The sequence below is a fragment of the Dolichospermum sp. UHCC 0352 genome (genome assembly GCF_009711925.1).
Lineage (GTDB): Bacteria > Cyanobacteriota > Cyanobacteriia > Cyanobacteriales > Nostocaceae > Dolichospermum > Dolichospermum lemmermannii.
Map to the genome: position 1 here is coordinate 1 of NZ_VIKY01000300.1, position 15,491 is coordinate 15,491.

At 39.4% G+C, this 15,491-nt stretch carries 12 protein-coding genes; 3 read left to right on the forward strand and 9 right to left on the reverse strand.

Translation table 11 applies throughout. The annotated features are described in order from the left end of the window. Positions 1–122 precede the first annotated feature (122 nt). The 3 genes from FJR06_RS21700 (at position 123) to FJR06_RS21710 (ending at position 5,968) form a co-directional block, all read left to right on the forward strand. A complete protein-coding gene (locus tag FJR06_RS21700; protein ID WP_015079907.1) occupies positions 123–1,448 on the forward strand; it encodes a TIGR03279 family radical SAM protein in 1,326 nt (441 codons plus the stop codon). A gap of 183 nt (positions 1,449–1,631) precedes the next feature. Then, the gene (locus FJR06_RS21705) at positions 1,632–2,858 is read left to right on the forward strand and encodes an EAL domain-containing response regulator (protein ID WP_015079906.1); all 1,227 of its coding nucleotides are present in this window, start codon (positions 1,632–1,634) and stop codon (positions 2,856–2,858) included. 113 nt (positions 2,859–2,971) lie between these two features. Then, positions 2,972–5,968 carry a diguanylate cyclase domain-containing protein gene (locus FJR06_RS21710; RefSeq protein WP_015079905.1) on the forward strand — a complete coding sequence of 999 codons (2,997 nt, stop codon included), beginning with the start codon at positions 2,972–2,974 and terminating at the stop codon, positions 5,966–5,968. Positions 5,969–6,022: 54 nt separating this feature from the next. On the opposite strand, the gene FJR06_RS21715 is transcribed toward FJR06_RS21710, so the two are convergent. From FJR06_RS21715 to dndC, 9 genes are all read right to left on the reverse strand, one after another. After that, on the reverse strand, positions 6,023–6,781 hold the full coding sequence (locus FJR06_RS21715) for a HEAT repeat domain-containing protein (protein WP_015079904.1): 759 nt from the start codon (positions 6,779–6,781) through the stop codon (positions 6,023–6,025). A gap of 42 nt (positions 6,782–6,823) precedes the next feature. Continuing rightward, the gene (locus FJR06_RS21720) at positions 6,824–7,348 is read right to left on the reverse strand and encodes a GNAT family N-acetyltransferase (RefSeq protein WP_168652248.1); all 525 of its coding nucleotides are present in this window, start codon (positions 7,346–7,348) and stop codon (positions 6,824–6,826) included. Between the two features lie 18 nt (positions 7,349–7,366). Continuing rightward, positions 7,367–7,504: a hypothetical protein gene (locus FJR06_RS21725; protein WP_168633480.1), complete on the reverse strand. Its 138-nt coding sequence runs from the start codon at positions 7,502–7,504 to the stop codon at positions 7,367–7,369. Positions 7,505–7,553: 49 nt separating this feature from the next. After that, complete coding sequence (locus tag FJR06_RS21730) at positions 7,554–8,897, reverse strand: RNA-guided endonuclease TnpB family protein (protein WP_015079902.1); 1,344 nt, start codon at positions 8,895–8,897, stop codon at positions 7,554–7,556. 311 nt (positions 8,898–9,208) lie between these two features. Then, entirely contained in the window at positions 9,209–9,613 is a 405-nt protein-coding gene (locus FJR06_RS21735) for a hypothetical protein (protein ID WP_015079901.1), read from the reverse strand. Beyond that, positions 9,598–11,127, reverse strand: a complete 1,530-nt coding sequence (locus FJR06_RS21740) for an AmpG family muropeptide MFS transporter (RefSeq protein ID WP_015079900.1) — start codon at positions 11,125–11,127, stop codon at positions 9,598–9,600. The genes FJR06_RS21735 and FJR06_RS21740 overlap by 16 nt, the downstream gene beginning before the upstream one ends. 15 nt (positions 11,128–11,142) lie before the next feature. Further along, the gene (dndE, locus tag FJR06_RS21745; RefSeq protein ID WP_168652249.1) at positions 11,143–11,538 is read right to left on the reverse strand and encodes a DNA sulfur modification protein DndE; all 396 of its coding nucleotides are present in this window, start codon (positions 11,536–11,538) and stop codon (positions 11,143–11,145) included. Between the two features lie 86 nt (positions 11,539–11,624). After that, a complete protein-coding gene (gene dndD, locus FJR06_RS21750) occupies positions 11,625–13,613 on the reverse strand; it encodes a DNA sulfur modification protein DndD (RefSeq protein ID WP_168652262.1) in 1,989 nt (662 codons plus the stop codon). Positions 13,614–13,823: 210 nt separating this feature from the next. Beyond that, positions 13,824–15,449 (reverse strand): DNA phosphorothioation system sulfurtransferase DndC, encoded by a 1,626-nt coding sequence (gene dndC / locus FJR06_RS21755; RefSeq protein WP_168652250.1) that lies wholly within the window; start codon positions 15,447–15,449, stop codon positions 13,824–13,826. Positions 15,450–15,491: the final 42 nt, after the last annotated feature.

Below are 15,491 nucleotides of genomic sequence, written 5' to 3' on the forward strand. Positions count from 1 at the left end.
CTTCCAAATGCTTCGCCCCTACTGACAACTAACAACTGACAACTGACAGATCGATAATTTATCTTCCAAATGAATGCTTCGCCCCTACTAACAACTGACAACTGACAACTGACAACTAACTCATGACTACCATTCAACCTGCTAAAATTACCAAGGTGCTTGCTGACTCAATTGCGGAGGAAATTGGCTTTACAGCCGGTGATGCGATTGTGGCCATTAATGGCACACAACCTCGTGATTTAATTGATTATCAATTTTTGTGCGCTGATGAAATTCTGGAACTAGAAGTTTTAGATGCGACAGGGAAAACCCATCATGTCGAAATTGAAAAAGATTATGATGATGATTTAGGACTGGAATTTTCAACAGCTTTATTTGATGGTTTAATTCAGTGTAATAACCGTTGTCCCTTTTGCTTTATTGATCAACAACCACCGGGAAAACGGACTAGTTTATATTTAAAAGATGATGATTACCGATTAAGCTTTTTATATGGTTCTTATCTAACTTTAACGAATTTAACCGCGAAAGAATGGCAAAGAATTGAACAAATGCGATTATCACCTCTGTATGTTTCCGTGCATTCTACAGAACCAGATATAAGAATTAGACTTTTAAAAAATAATCGGGGTGGAGAAATATTATCACAAATTCGCTGGTTTCAAGAACGAAGATTACAAATTCATGCTCAAGTTGTTGTCTGTCCAGGGATAAATGATGGTGAACATTTAGAAAAGACATTACAAGATCTAACATCTTTTCATCCTGGAGAATTACCAACAGTAGCATCAATAGCAGTTGTTCCCGTGGGTTTAACGCGATTTCGTCCCCAGGAAGATGAACTCATACCTGTAACTAAGGAAAAAGCACAAGAGGTAATTTCTCAAGTTAAATTACTCTCTCAGAAATTTCGCAAAAAATATAATTCTAGTGTAGTGTGGTTAGCTGATGAATGGTTTTTAATTGCCGGGGAAGAATTACCTAGCGAAGCTGAATATGAAGAGTATCCCCAAATTGATAATGGTGTGGGTTCAATTCGCTTATTTATTAAACAATTTACCCAAACTGCAACTGAGTTATTACCACCGAAAATTACCAACCAACGCAGATTGACTTGGGTTGTCGGTAATGCAGTGGAAATAGCATTTCAACCCCTGGTACAACAATTAAATACTGTAGAAGGGTTAGAAGTGAATATGCGGGCTTTATGTAGCGATTATTGGGGACAGAGTATCAGTGTTACTGGGTTATTAACGGGACATGATTTACTGTTAAATCTTCAAGGACAAGATCTAGGAGAGGGAATTTTATTACCTAGTGTCATGCTTAAACATGGGGAACTGGTATTTTTAGATGATATGACGGTTGCAGAAGTATCCCAACAATTAAATGTCAGTATTTTCCCTGTGGCGGGAGTTGAGGAATTAATCAATACTTGTCTTCAATAGGATTGATGATTTACCAAAGTCTTTCCTATTCGACAACCATACTCAACACGGCTTAATTATTTGATTTAAGCGGGTAGGGGTTTAGCAATGCTAAACCCCTACAAATCTAGGTTTTTCGTGATTTTACAAAAGTCCATGTCCCAACCGTTTTGAGTATAACAACTGACAACTGGCAACTGACTAATGAATAGAAAGACAAAAATTTTAGTTATTGAAGATGAAAAATCAGTGCGGGAACATCTATTAGATTTGCTAGAATCTGAGAATTTTGAAGTTGTTGCTGCTGCTAATGGGAGAATAGGCTTAAATATGGCTATGTCAGAATATCCAGATTTAATTCTCTGTGATATGATGATGCCAGAATTAGACGGTTATGGCGTATTAACAGCATTGCGGCAAGAGCCATCAATATCAACTATTCCTTTCATTTTTTTAACTGCTAACTCGGCTAAATCTGATTTCCGTCAAGGGATGAATATGGGAGCAGATGATTACCTGACTAAGCCATTTACCAGGGCTGAATTATTGAGTGCTATCCTAAATAAGTTGAAAAATTATGCAAATTTAAAGAAGAATTTATTGGCTAATATTAATAAATTAACACCAAGAATGCAGTTGGTTTTAAATAATTTAAAAATAGCAATAAGAGAGAAAAATTTTGCAGATTTTGAGCTTCATTATCAACCAATTACCGATATTAATACTGGCAAAATTACCGCCGCAGAAAGTCTATTACGTTGGACAAATACGGAACTAGGAAGAGTATCACCACAGGAATTTATTCCTTTAGCAGAGACCAATGGATTAATTATTGATATTGGTAAATGGGTGTTAAATAGAGTTTGTCAGCAAATGCAAACTTGGCAAGATATTGGCATTTATAACTTAACCATAGCGGTTAATCTTGCATCAATTGAATTTAATCAACCAGATTTAATTCCCCAAATTATCAATTTGATATCTAGCCATAATATTCAATCAAATTGTTTAGAGCTTGAACTAACAGAAAGAATGATTATGGAAGATGTGGATATGGCAAGAGTAGCTATGAATAAACTACGCTCTTTAGGGGTAAAGATTGCCCTGGATGATTTTGGTGTTAGTAATAATTCATTGCTTACTCTCAAGCAATTACCAATGGATACACTCAAAATTGATCGTGATTTTATCCAAAATATTAATGATGATTACCGCAAAGCAGCAATTACAAAAAACTTGATTCAACTAGGACATGATTTGCAGCTAAAAATTATTGCTGAAGGGGTAGAAACTGAAGCAGAACTAGCATTTTTACGAGAAAATAACTGTGATGCTATTCAAGGCTTTATCTGTAGTCCACCATTACCTGCATTAGAATTCCAGAAGCTCTTATTGACCAATAAATCTTTATTTATTTATCCTAATGGTTAGAATAGATTTAAGTAGGTTAGCATTGAAAATCGTCGTTATGGCACTAGGCAAGAGGCAAGAGGCAAGAGTGAAGAGGGTTTGGGCGGCTCGTTTCCCACTTACCGCGAGGTTTTATGAATTCTCCCTCTCTTAATTGGTTCGCTAAAATATTCATCAAAGTCCCGCTAAAAACCTTGTTGATAGTGCCATTTGTTTTGCAAACCGTGGTGGTAGTAACACTGGTGGGTTATTTTTCCTACCGTAGTGGACAGGAGGCTGTGGAAAGTCTAGCAGATCAATTAATTACCGAGGTAGATAATCGCATTGAACAACATTTAAATAGTTATTTAGGCAAAGCCCAGGAAATCAACCGCACTAATATAGATGCTTTCGAGTCAGGAGTCTTAGATTTAAATGATTTTAACGCCCTGGGAAAATATTTTTATCGTCAGGTGCGATCTTTCAATTTTGCCTATGTTAACTTTGGCACTAAAGAGGGAGGATTTATCGGTGCTGGTTATGGGCTGGGTAATAAATTCGACATTGGAGAAATTCCCATATCGGACCAAAGCAAAAGCCTCAGCTACTCAGTAGATAACCAAGGAAATCGCCTCAAGTTAGTAGCTACTCTCAAAAACCCGCAATATAATAATGCTGCCTGGTACTTAGATGCGGCCAAAGCTGGTAAACCGATTTGGAGTTCTATTTATACATGGGCAAATGTACCTGGTCGCATCTGCATTTCCGCCAGCACTCCAGTTTATGACCAGCAGAAAGGATTATTAGGTGTACTTGGTATTGATCTCGAACTTTCGCACATTAGTGAATTTCTGAAAAAACTGGATTATGGAAAATCAGGTCATATTTTTATTATCGAGCGATCAGGGTTGATTGTTGCTAGTTCCCAAGGTGAATCTTCTGCCCCTACTGTCAATGGCAAAGCGACAAGATTACAAGCCCTGCATAGCCGTGAACCTGTGATTCGTGACATAACTCAGGATTTAATCCAGCGGTTTGGCAATTTGCAAGCTATCTCCAAAACCCAACTTTTTCACCCGTCTTTGTCACAAAAACTCTTTGTGAGAGTGACACCATACCGCGACGATTACGGCTTAGATTGGCTCGTGGTGACGGTGATTCCGAAATCGGAATTTATGGCAGAAATTCATGCTAATGCCCACAGAACCCTGATTATCTGTAGTTTATCACTGCTAATTGCTGTGGGAACGGGTAGTTTCACTGCAAACTGGATAGCTAAACCAATTTTACGCTTGAGTCGAGCTAGTCAAGCTATGTCCAAAGGAGTATGGCAAGAGTCTTTATCTGAAGATATAACAATTGCAGAACTCAAGGTTTTAGCAACATCCTTTAACCAGATGTCCACTCAAGTCAAAAAAGCTTTTCAGGAATCAGAAACTAAATTTTCGACCATTTTTCATACTACTCCTGACCCTGTTTGGATTGCCACCTTAGCAGAAGGAAAATTTTTGAATGTTAATGAAAGTTTTTGCCAATTTTGGGGAGATACACCAGAAAATATCCTTGGCAAAACCAGTGAGCAATTAGGATTGTGGAAGAATATAGAGAATTTACACCACTTCAAAGAGAGACTAATTAATGAAGGCAGTATCGTCAATTTTAAACTGGTAATTTGTACTCAATCCCAGCAAACTAAAACCGTTCTCATCTCAGCTAAGGTGCAATACTTGGGTGAACAGGATTGTCTGATTGGTGTCATCAGAGATGTTAGCGATCTCTACGATGAACTTCGTTTACGCAAACAGACAGAAATCGCCTTGCACAAAAGTGAAGCTATGTTGTTAGAAGCCCAGCAGCTTGCTCACATTGGTAACTGGGACTATGATGTGATCACAGGTAAAATTACTTGGTCTACTCAGCTATTCCAGATTTTAGGACGTGACCAGACACTGGGTGAACCTACTTACGAAGAAATTCTCCGGCTTCACTATCCCCAAGATGCCGAACAGTTACACCAGGCAGTTGAGCGATCGCTCTCTACAGGAGAATCCTATCAATTGGAACTGAGGGTTGTCAAGGCAGATGGCTCTTTTCAGTATACAGAAGCTAGAGGCAAGGCCGAACTCAATGCCCAAGGACAAGTGATTCGGCTGTTTGGCACAACCCAAGACATGACTGAGCGCAGACAAATAGAAGATCAACTGCGAGCGAGTCAGCATTTTATTGAACAGATTACAGAACTAACGCCAAACCTACTGTATATTTACGACCATATCGAACAGCGTAATGTTTACATAAATCGTTCTGTTGCCGAAATATTGGGCTATTCTGCCACAGCGATTCAGTCCATGGGAGCTAACTTGTTTCCTATTATTTGTCATCCCGATGATCTATATCTGGTCTATCAGTCCATGCAACAGCTTGATAGTCTGCAAGATCGTGAGTTCGTGGAAGTAGAGTATCGCGTTAAGAATGCTCAAGGGCAATGGTGTTGGCTTTATAGTCGAGATATGGTGTTTTCTAGAACTGCGGATGGTAGGCTAAAGCAAACTTTAGGAACGTCCCAAGATATCAGCAAACGCAAAAAAGTAGAATTAGCTTTGCGAGAAGCAGAATATAACCTCAGATTAGCAAATCAGGAACTGGAAAAACTAGTCAATATTGATGGGTTAACGCAAATTGCCAATCGTCGCTGTTTTGATCATCGTTTAGAGCAAGAATGGCAGCGACTATACCGAGAACAGGAATTTTTATCTTTATTGTTATTTGATGTTGATTATTTTAAACGCTATAATGATGCCTACGGTCATCTACTAGGGGATGAATGCTTGATTAAAATTGCTCAGTCTGTACAACAGGTTATATTCCGTCCGGCGGATTTATTGGCTCGCTATGGTGGGGAAGAATTTGTGGTTATTTTACCCAATACGGACATTGATGGGACGATGGTGATCGCTCAACGAATTCATACTGCAATTCAAGATTTAGCAATTCCTCATCAAGCCTCGAAAGTAAGTAATATAGTTACTATTAGTATCGGCATTAGCAGTTTGATACCTACTTCCGAATTATCACCATCAAACCTGATTGAACAAGCTGATCAAGCACTCTATCGAGCTAAACAACAGGGACGCAATCAGTCTGTACTGTGATTTTTGGGATTTTGATGATTTTGATGATTTTTTATTAATGACTCCTGATTCCTCCTAAAACCATCCTTCTTGTTCGAGGGTTTCGATTAATTGTAAACCGCGAGGATCTCCTACGCCTAGAAGTGAGGCTTTGGTATCTGCTCTCACTCCTAAGTCTTTATCTTCGGCAAAAGCTTGGATTAATGCGTCTATAGCTGTGGCATAGACGACGTTAGATGGTAGTTCTTTACAAAGCTGGCCAATTGTCCAAGCGGAGTTACTTCGCACAGCGGCGATGGGGTCTGTAACTAAGGCTTCAATTAGGGCAGGAATTGCGCCGACGATGGCTTCATAACCTACTTCTGTCATCTGTGCTAGGGCGCTGGCTGCCCAGAGACGGACGGCGGGAATATCGGTTCTCAGGGCATTAGTGAGGGGTGCTAAGGAACGGCGATCGCGGCAATTACCCAAAGCCCAAACTACACCTTTACGAACATAACCATTAAAATCGCGGTTAAGTTGCATAATCAACGGTTCTACGGCTTCCTTGGCGGGGTTGCGGCCAATACCGTAGGCTGCACTGACTCGCACTAGGGGACAATTATCTGTTAGAAGATGGATGAGATAAGGTGTTGCCCGTTCATCTTGAATATCACAAAAAGCACGCGCTGCTAACATCCGTTGTTGAGGCTGGGGATTTTCTAAAAGTACCAGCATTAATTCGGGATCAGGTTTTTCCACTTCTGATTCATCAGCAAGTGGTTCTATTTTATCTAAGGGGCTTCCTAGCTCCGCTTCGGTATCGAGTAGGCTGAGTTCGTATTCGTCGTACATAATTATTTCACTGTAACCCTATTCCCCGTTCCCTGTTCCCTGTTAAGAGTTCCCTAACTCAAGTGATTTTACCATCCAGAGGGATTGTTCTTGATAACCAAGTTGATGATAAAGATTTAATGCGGGTGTATTTGATTGAAATACTTGTAGTCCGATTTGGCGATCACCTTTTTGTGTAGCCCAATCTTCTATATAAGCCATCAATCCTTTACCAATGCCTCTGTGTCTATATTCTGGGATGACGTAGAGGAGAAAGATATGCGGATGGCGATCGCCACTAACCTGATCTATCGCATTCCCCACCCATAAACAAGCTACGGGTGATTGGTAATTGGTAATTGGTAATTGGTGAAGAATTTCCTCCCCTACCTCCCCTACCTCCCCTGCCTCTTCATAAACCCACCATACAGGGGTATCACGACAGAAGTATTGCTCAACTGTATGTGCCAAGTGGGAAAAATCTTGATCAGGGAATTGTTCTTGGTAACTCCTTTGCATAAACTTAACCAAGAGGGCTTTATCGAGAGTAGAACCTTGGCGAAAAGAATAGCCTGGAAGTAAATTCACAATAGACCTATTCCCCAATTACTTAATTATTATCCCAATGGGGGCAGGGGCTGCCATATCGGAGGGTAAAAAGATGCGGGCGCTGACTGCTACTAAGGCAAAGGTAAATATCAAGATTGCCAGCATTGGGGCGATGTATTGACGAAGAATAGCCATGTTGTTGATTGTAAATAAATAGCAGAAGTTATTGAACTGATTCTAGCAATTATTTGGGTTTAGCAAAGCATGGCTTTGACACTCTCAGGGAGCCAAGCCACTGAGATTCTGCGGACAGAATAGACTTGGGTAACACCCAAAGCCTGATTCTCGCTACGGTCGTCAAACACCGTCTACCCAGTAAGCCTAAGTCTAAGCTTAGATTGCTGGCTACTTTTTTTAAAATATTCGCACTGCCGTTTAAATCGGCGTTAACTATTGAGCCATTACTTGACTGATATAAGCCACGTTTAAGACGCTTTCCTGATGCTTTCCACCCTTCTGGCTTTTCGCCATACTTGGGTAGGGAGTCTCCATCTAGAAAACTAGCTTTTGACGTATATGCTTCTTCAGTTTCTTGAAATCTAATACCGTGCAAATCACAAAGTTGTTTCAACCTATCTTTGAGTTTACCCAAAGGCATTTGAACGAACTTTTGGTTATTGATTCTACCCATGGTGGCATTAGATTTAAAGCCTTCGTTCCAACCAATTACTAATGTGCCAATGCCATATTTTAAGCAATGGTCAATAATTAGTTTCGCTGCTTTATTAATACCATCACGCATTTGATGGTTACGTTTACGGGTTACACGGTCTAACCAAGCATCCCAATAAGCTTCTGATTTCCCCTCTTTTCTTGTTGATATTTTCTTGTTCCAAAGCTGATTCATGGCTTTCATTGACCGGGCATCAATCAATAGGGAATTACCCAATGTATCAACACAAGCCGCTAAATTATCAGCCGTTCCCAAGTCAATAGACAGAGCTTGATTAATGTCTAAATCATGCTGTTGTTTCTCAACTTCGTAAGACATCTCTAAATAAAAAGTACCATTTTTAGGTATGATAGTAAACTCTTTAACATTTGCTATGTTTAAATTTGACGGCATTGGTAGAAAAAATTCAGAAATTCCAAACCATCTTTTAACTGTTAATCCCAACGAAAATCTAAGTTGTCCATTAACTAGAGTTGGTTTTTGTCCACCGCTATTAGGATAGGCGACTTTAAAAAGTTTAGAACTTGTTAGATATCCGGGTACTTTGGGTTGAAAGTGTAATTGTCCTTTAAGAAACAAAGAACGCAATTCTTTAAATGATTTAAATGCCTCAATTACAGACAATAAAGTTTGTTGTGCGGGTGTAGAAGGCAAAGATTTCGCAACCATAGTTTTAGAAACTGAAGGTTCGTAAGCTAAATCAAATTTACCCGTTAACAACTTTCCAGTTTTAAAAAAAGTTTGTCTAGCGAAATAAATACCGCTGTTGTACAACTTCCCTGACTGCTGACAGAGATAATCTAATACCGCTTTTGTTTCATGATCGGGAGACAACAAAATCTCCTGTACTCCCATTGACTTTTTGAGTTTAGACATTGAGTTTAGACATTGTTTCGACCGCCAATGCTGTGACAATATAATCATATCATATTAATAGCAGATTGAGTGTATGTCTAGAAAAAAAGGAACTGTTATTTATTTGTCTGACGAAGATAAGGCAAAGTTAGAAAGAATTGCCGCAAACTGGGGAGTGTCTCAGTCATCGGCTACGCAAAGATTGATCAGAGAATACAAGCTAGAGTAGAAAATACCACAGCGGTTAAAACCGCTCGTGCCGTTTTCCTCTCAGCACTAAAGTGTCTGAGTTTCCCACTTACCGCGAGGTTCTATGATTGCTGATCCTGGTCTAATTCATTTAAGACTTTTTCACAGTACCAATTTTCGGGCATTCCCGGAACGTTTTGTTTGGCTTGTTCAATTAGTCTTTCCGCTGCCGCTACGTCCCCAGATAATCTAGCGATGAGGCGATTTTTGAGGTAGTTGCCGGTCACTTCTTCATCTGGTTGGTTGGGGATGGTGGGACTGATAACTTGCAGCGGTTCACGGCGCAGTTGCCAAAATAATACGTAATAAAGTGTCCCAAAAATTAGAATCAAGCTAATAGTTCCCAAGAGTGTGAGGAAATTAAAAGCCAGATTTTGTAAAACTAATTGTGAGAGGACATAGCCCAGTAATAGACCTGTGACTATCAGAACGAATGTACCGACCAGAATAACTACTTGTGTTCCCATATATCTTCTTCTTCTAGTCCTGGTCTAGTTGCTGCCAATACTTTGGGATTCCAAGGGGCAACAATAGGTAATAGTAGCAAACCAGGTAGCGCCGCCACAAGAGAAAGTAAGAAAAATGTCGGCCAACCTGTGGCTTTTGCCCAACTTCCTGCGGGTGCGGAAAGTACGTCTCGACTAATGGCCATGAGGCTGGAGAATAACGCAAACTGGGTGGTTGTGAATCGGTGGTTACAGAGACGCATTAAAAAGGCGACTGTAGCGACTGTGACTAATCCAGCCGAGAAGTTTTCAATGTTTACGGCTATGACTAACAGGGAATAATCTTTTTTATCAGCGATGCCTTCGGCGCGCGGAGCTATCGCTAGGGCATAATAACCTAAGTTACTCAATAATTGCAGCCCCCCAAATACCCACAAACTGCGATTTAAGTTAATTTTGGTCATGATCACACCCCCAGCTAATACGCCGACAGTGGTGGCAAGAAATCCCATCCCAGCTTGAATTGCGCCGATTTCGGTTTTGGTAAAGTCTATTTCTCTCAGAAATAAGTTGGCTGTGATGCCGACGAGGGAATCACCTAGTTTATAAAGTAATATAAAACCTAGTGTTAAACTCGCTTGTTTGATACCAAAGCGGTGAAAAAATTCTTTAAAGGGCAGGAAAATAGCTGTTTGTAAGTTTTCAGGTGGACTATCTTCGCTAACTTCATTTAGGAGGGAGTTTGGTAATAATACGGATGTCGTTATCCAAGCCACTAATAATCCTGCTAATAACCAATAAAATACAGGTTGGGGAATGAAGCCGACAAAAACGCCAGCTATTAACCCTGCTACTAGTAACGTGATCATGACTATAAAAATCACGTCTTTGCCAGAAATGGGGGCTAGTTGTGTTTTATTTTGTAGTTTGTGTTCTGCGGGCGACCACAAAGTAGTAAATATACTTCCCGCCATAATCACTGCCATGAGCAAATATACGACATTCCAAGGTAAGTAATCTGCTAAGACTAAGGCGAGGGAACTGGTAATAAATAGGGCGATCCGGTAGCCTAATACCCACACAGATGCCCCTGGCTGCGCCTCTAGGGGGTTTAAAATGTCTGTCCGGTAGGCATCACCAGCGATGTCCTGGGTGGCGCTGAGGAAGGTAATAATCAGGCAATTGATGGCGAGGATTTGTAATACTTGTTCGCTTTGGGCTGGTTGTTGAAGGGCAAGGGCAGCGATCGCTAATACTAACCCAATTTGGGTAATAATTAACCAACCTCTTCTCCCACCTAGCAATGGTGGTGTAAATCTATCTAATAGGGGCGACCAGAGAAATTTTAAGGAATAAGGTAAACTTAATAACCCAAATAAGGTGATTTTGGCAATATCAACTTTGGCATCTTGCATCCATAGTTGTAGGGTTCTACTCGTGAGGAATAGTGGTAAACCTGATGCAAAACCTAGTAATAATAAAGCACCCATTTTCTGGCTTTGGAAGGCCTGTCGGAGTGCTTGAATTTCTTTCATACAATAAGTGCAAAATCAGGATTTTACTTTTTTTGTGGCCTGTTCAATTAGATCTTCAATTTTCTTAATATTCTGATCTCCGGCTAAGTAACCAATACCTCGATGTAAATGTAAGCGAAATTGCGTAATTAGGGTTTCTCTATCTGTATCTAATCCGTCGTTGTAGCAGCGTTGTTTGAGGGCTAAAAGTAAAATATCGGACATTTCTCCCCCAAAAACCCGCCATGTCATTTCGACGTTGCTATCTTGGGGGATAGGTACGGGGGAAGGTGCGGCGGCTTCTGCAAGGGAACGACAAAACGCCCACCGGCATAATATGTTCCATTGTTCGATTTTGGTGCTGCGTTTGAGTTTTAGGAGTTGTTCTTTGGCTGTTTGGGAAAGTTTGATTCTTTCTATTGGTGATTCCATGATTTTGGTAAAAAATATGAATTGAGTTTCGCGCAAAGGCGCTAAGGAGCAAAGACGCAAAGGAAGAAATTAAGAGGAGTTGGAGTTTACCAAAAATAACCGGCTTTGATTGTGGTTTCTCTTTTGTTGGAGTTATATTGGAGTAGGTATTCGCGGGCTATGGCTTCGGTTTCTTTCAGGTTTTGATATTCTTTTTTGCCGATTTCGGTGTCAGTGGAAAGGAGGATTACTTGATGGCTGGCTGAGGGAAAGTATCTTTCTACTAGGTTGTTGCGGTGGGAGGAGTCTAGTCTTCCTAATGGGGTGTCTATGGCGATAGGTAAGCGTCTTCCTGATACTTTGGCTAATCCCCACAAAAATGCGATCGCTAATAGTTGTTTTTCACCGGCGGAAAGCCGATGTTTGGGGACTTGTTTTCCGTTTAAATCATATAATGATAAGCCGAAGGTTTTGCTGTCTATAGCTATGCGATGTACTAGGTCTGATTTATGTAATAAATATAGAAAACAGTTTTTGACTTCTTCTTCTAATTTATTCAATTTTCTCAAAGTCAATCTTTCTCGAAATACTTTTAATGTTTGTTGAACTTTTAATGCAGAATCAATAATATGTTCACTATTTTGATATTTGATATTTTGTACAGTATATTCATTTAGTTCTTGTCTCAATTTTTTGGTTTCTGTATCTAATTCTATCAGTTTTTGAGTCATTATGTCTGACTGAGATTTAATTTTATTAAATTCAGTTTGTGCCTCTTTTACTGCTTTTTGTAGTTTTGTATATTCTTCGGGTGCAGCCGCAGTTTGTACTTGTCTTTCTAAGGTGAGAATTTCTTCTTCATAATTAGTTAATTCATCTAATTGCTTTTGGGCGGTGTTTTGGGAAACCTGTAAACGATAAGTTATATTGTCAAGTAAACTTAAACTTTCTTCATCTCCATTTAACCAATTATTTTCTGTTGATAAGTTATTGGTATATAAGTTATTGATATCTTCAGCTAAAAAAGATTGAATATTAGTAACTTTATTATTTTCTAGATTTAATTGTTGTAGCCAATTCAATAATCTTTCATCTCTAGCAATTAAGACATCTTTCGCTAATTGAATTTGTTGAGTTTTCAGTTCTTTTTCTCCCTGTCTTTGCACTTGAGATAATAAAGGACTAATTAAGGCTAAAGGTAAAACATCAGCAGCTAGTTCACACAAAGATTCACGGACATTATTCGCAACTTTAATTTTCTCTTCCTTTTGTTGTTCCAACTGACTACGTTCAGCAGCAATTTTACCACCTTCATTCACAAATCTATCTAAAGCCTCTTCATGAACTTTTTCTAATTCTGTAACTTGAATATTTATATCTGCTAGTTTTATCTGATTGTTTTCATATTCTGCCTGTTTTTCCTGAAGTCGGGTTTCTATTTCTGCTAATTTTTCTAAATCTTTAGTATCTGCAAATTCCCGTTTTTTGCGATTTACTAATATCTCTAAATCAATTGCCAATTTATCAGCTAATTCTAAACCCAAAAGTCCGTTAATAGCATCTACAACTATGGGCGGGGGTATTTCCTGTTCTGCAAGTTCTTTAACTTGTTCACCGTCAAAGAGAAATAAATTAGAAATACCTAAAGGTAAAATATTTTCTATATATTCATCCCAAATATTTACTAATGAATCAATTGGCCATGTTTCATCATCTCCTAATATTCCTAATTGGTCTTTTCCGTCTTTAGGATTTTTTTCCCAAGTTCGGACAACGCGATATTTTATTGGTCTATCTTCTTCAATATGTTCAAAAACTAATTCAATTCTAGTCTTTTCTGTAGGGGTACTTTTACTATTTACACATTGGGTAAGAAAATCACTATAACTCAAATTTCCCCTGGTTGAACATTGGGCGCGTTGTCCATATAATGCGAGGCGAATGGCATCCATGAGGGTGGTTTTTCCGCCGCCATTCATTCCTCCTAAAAGGATAATTGGGCGGGCGTTATCTTCGTCAATTTGGGGGTTGAGGTTGATGATTTGTTTTCCAGCATAAGGACCGAAGTTTTGCAAGACTAGTTCTAGGAAGATCATGGGTTTTTGGGTTGGGTATTCTAGTTTTTTTAAACGAACCACAGAGGCACAGAGGACACAGAGAAAGAGAGAAGGGAGATATTTATCTCGTTCCCTGTCTCTGACAGGGAATGCTGTCAAGAGGCTCTGCCTCGGTTATAATGAGTTGAGGTAAAACCTCAAAATTGGCATTCCCAGCCAGAGGCTAGGAACGAGGGTGGGGAGGATATTCTATTGGTCTGGGTTATCATCTGGGTTCTTTTGTGCATATTTGAAGTTAGCCCAAGTTTGTGGTTTACTCTCTTGTTTTTCGGCGGTATCTCCTAAACTTAATTGTTTGAATTTTTCCCGAATTGTCGCAACATCACCTTCTAATGCTGCTTGTCTTAAATCCCGTTTTAAATGGGCATTTGCGATCGCTTGTTCTGGTGAACGGGAACTTGTATCAAAGCATTTTTCTAGGCTTTCGTAGATACCCACACGGCGAGTTTTTTTCTTAAATTGTCTTTCTGTATCTAATAGTCTGGCCATTAGTTCTAGGTGCATTCCGTCACCTTCACAAATTTCTTCTAATACTCCCCATTCATCGCTACCAAGTATGCTTTGATCTGCACCAGGACGAGGATCTTTAAATACTTCTCCTGTGACTTCTTCGTATATGCGGGGGACACTATCATCAAATTCGTGTTTTTCTTCTAACCATATTCGGCGAATTTCACTCAATTCTGCTTGAGAAATAAGGGTAATATCGCGCATATTTTCGGGCGCATTTTCACGCATTTCTTTTTGCGCTGTTAATAATTTTCTTAACCAATATTCTCGCCAATATTTTGTATATGGACCATGTATAGGTTCAATAGATGCTTCACCATTTACATTACGTTCAAATAATTGAACTTCTCCCCAGATACGACGGAAATCTCTTTTTTCGCGGTCACGGTCAACATCTAATTCAGCACGAAAATCCACTAATGGTTGTAACCATTCTTTTTCTTCATCATTTTGAATCATTGCTTGCATAGATTTATCACTGTTAACCAATGTGCAAACCCAGCAACCGAAGCGAGAACTTCCACAACTAGGAGTAGAAGTATCAACAACTAAAGGACATTCATTATCTGCTGTTGCACCTCTATACATAGTAAATAAATCTTTATTGCTATATCCCCAAGGGTTTGAAAACTGCATTAAATATAGCCAAACTTCATCAGTTCGCCAATCTTCAATAGGTGTGTAAAGTAGAGAATTTATCAAATTAGGATGAGGACAAAGACGCTCTCTAACTCGACCTGCTTCACGTTTCATCATTATCAAACCGCGAGTTATGCTTTCAGTTTTGCGAGTTCCTAAAATAACTATTGTTTCACCATTAGCTCTCACAACGTCACGAATAAAAAGATTAGAAGGCTCAATTTTTAGCCGTCCGGTACACCAGCGGAATTTATTGCGCGGTGCTGGGTAGCCTTTACCAATTAAACCTGCCCAATATGTTTGTTTAGTTTCTGGTTGCAGCAAATGAGGTTGTATTGGCATTTTTTGCTCTTCAGCCGCTACTTCCATTTGTTTTAATGAGCTTTTTACCCAAGCAGAAACATAGGGATTTTCTACACCTGTATCTGTCGTAATTACATGAATTGGTTTAGTTCTTTTTTCCGCTGGAAGTCCAGAAATTGCATTCCAAATAAGCTGTAAAGTAGCAGTGCTATCTTTTCCACCTGAATAGCCTACTACCCAAGGTATCTCATCTAAACAATACAATTCTTGAATTTCTGTCGTCAAAGCTTGGATATACTCCACTAACTCTGGTACAGTACGATTCGGTTGATTTTTATTTTCTGGCTGTTGTGCTGTAGTCATTTTTCCCTACCTGTGGATACATGAACATAGAATCAATACTTC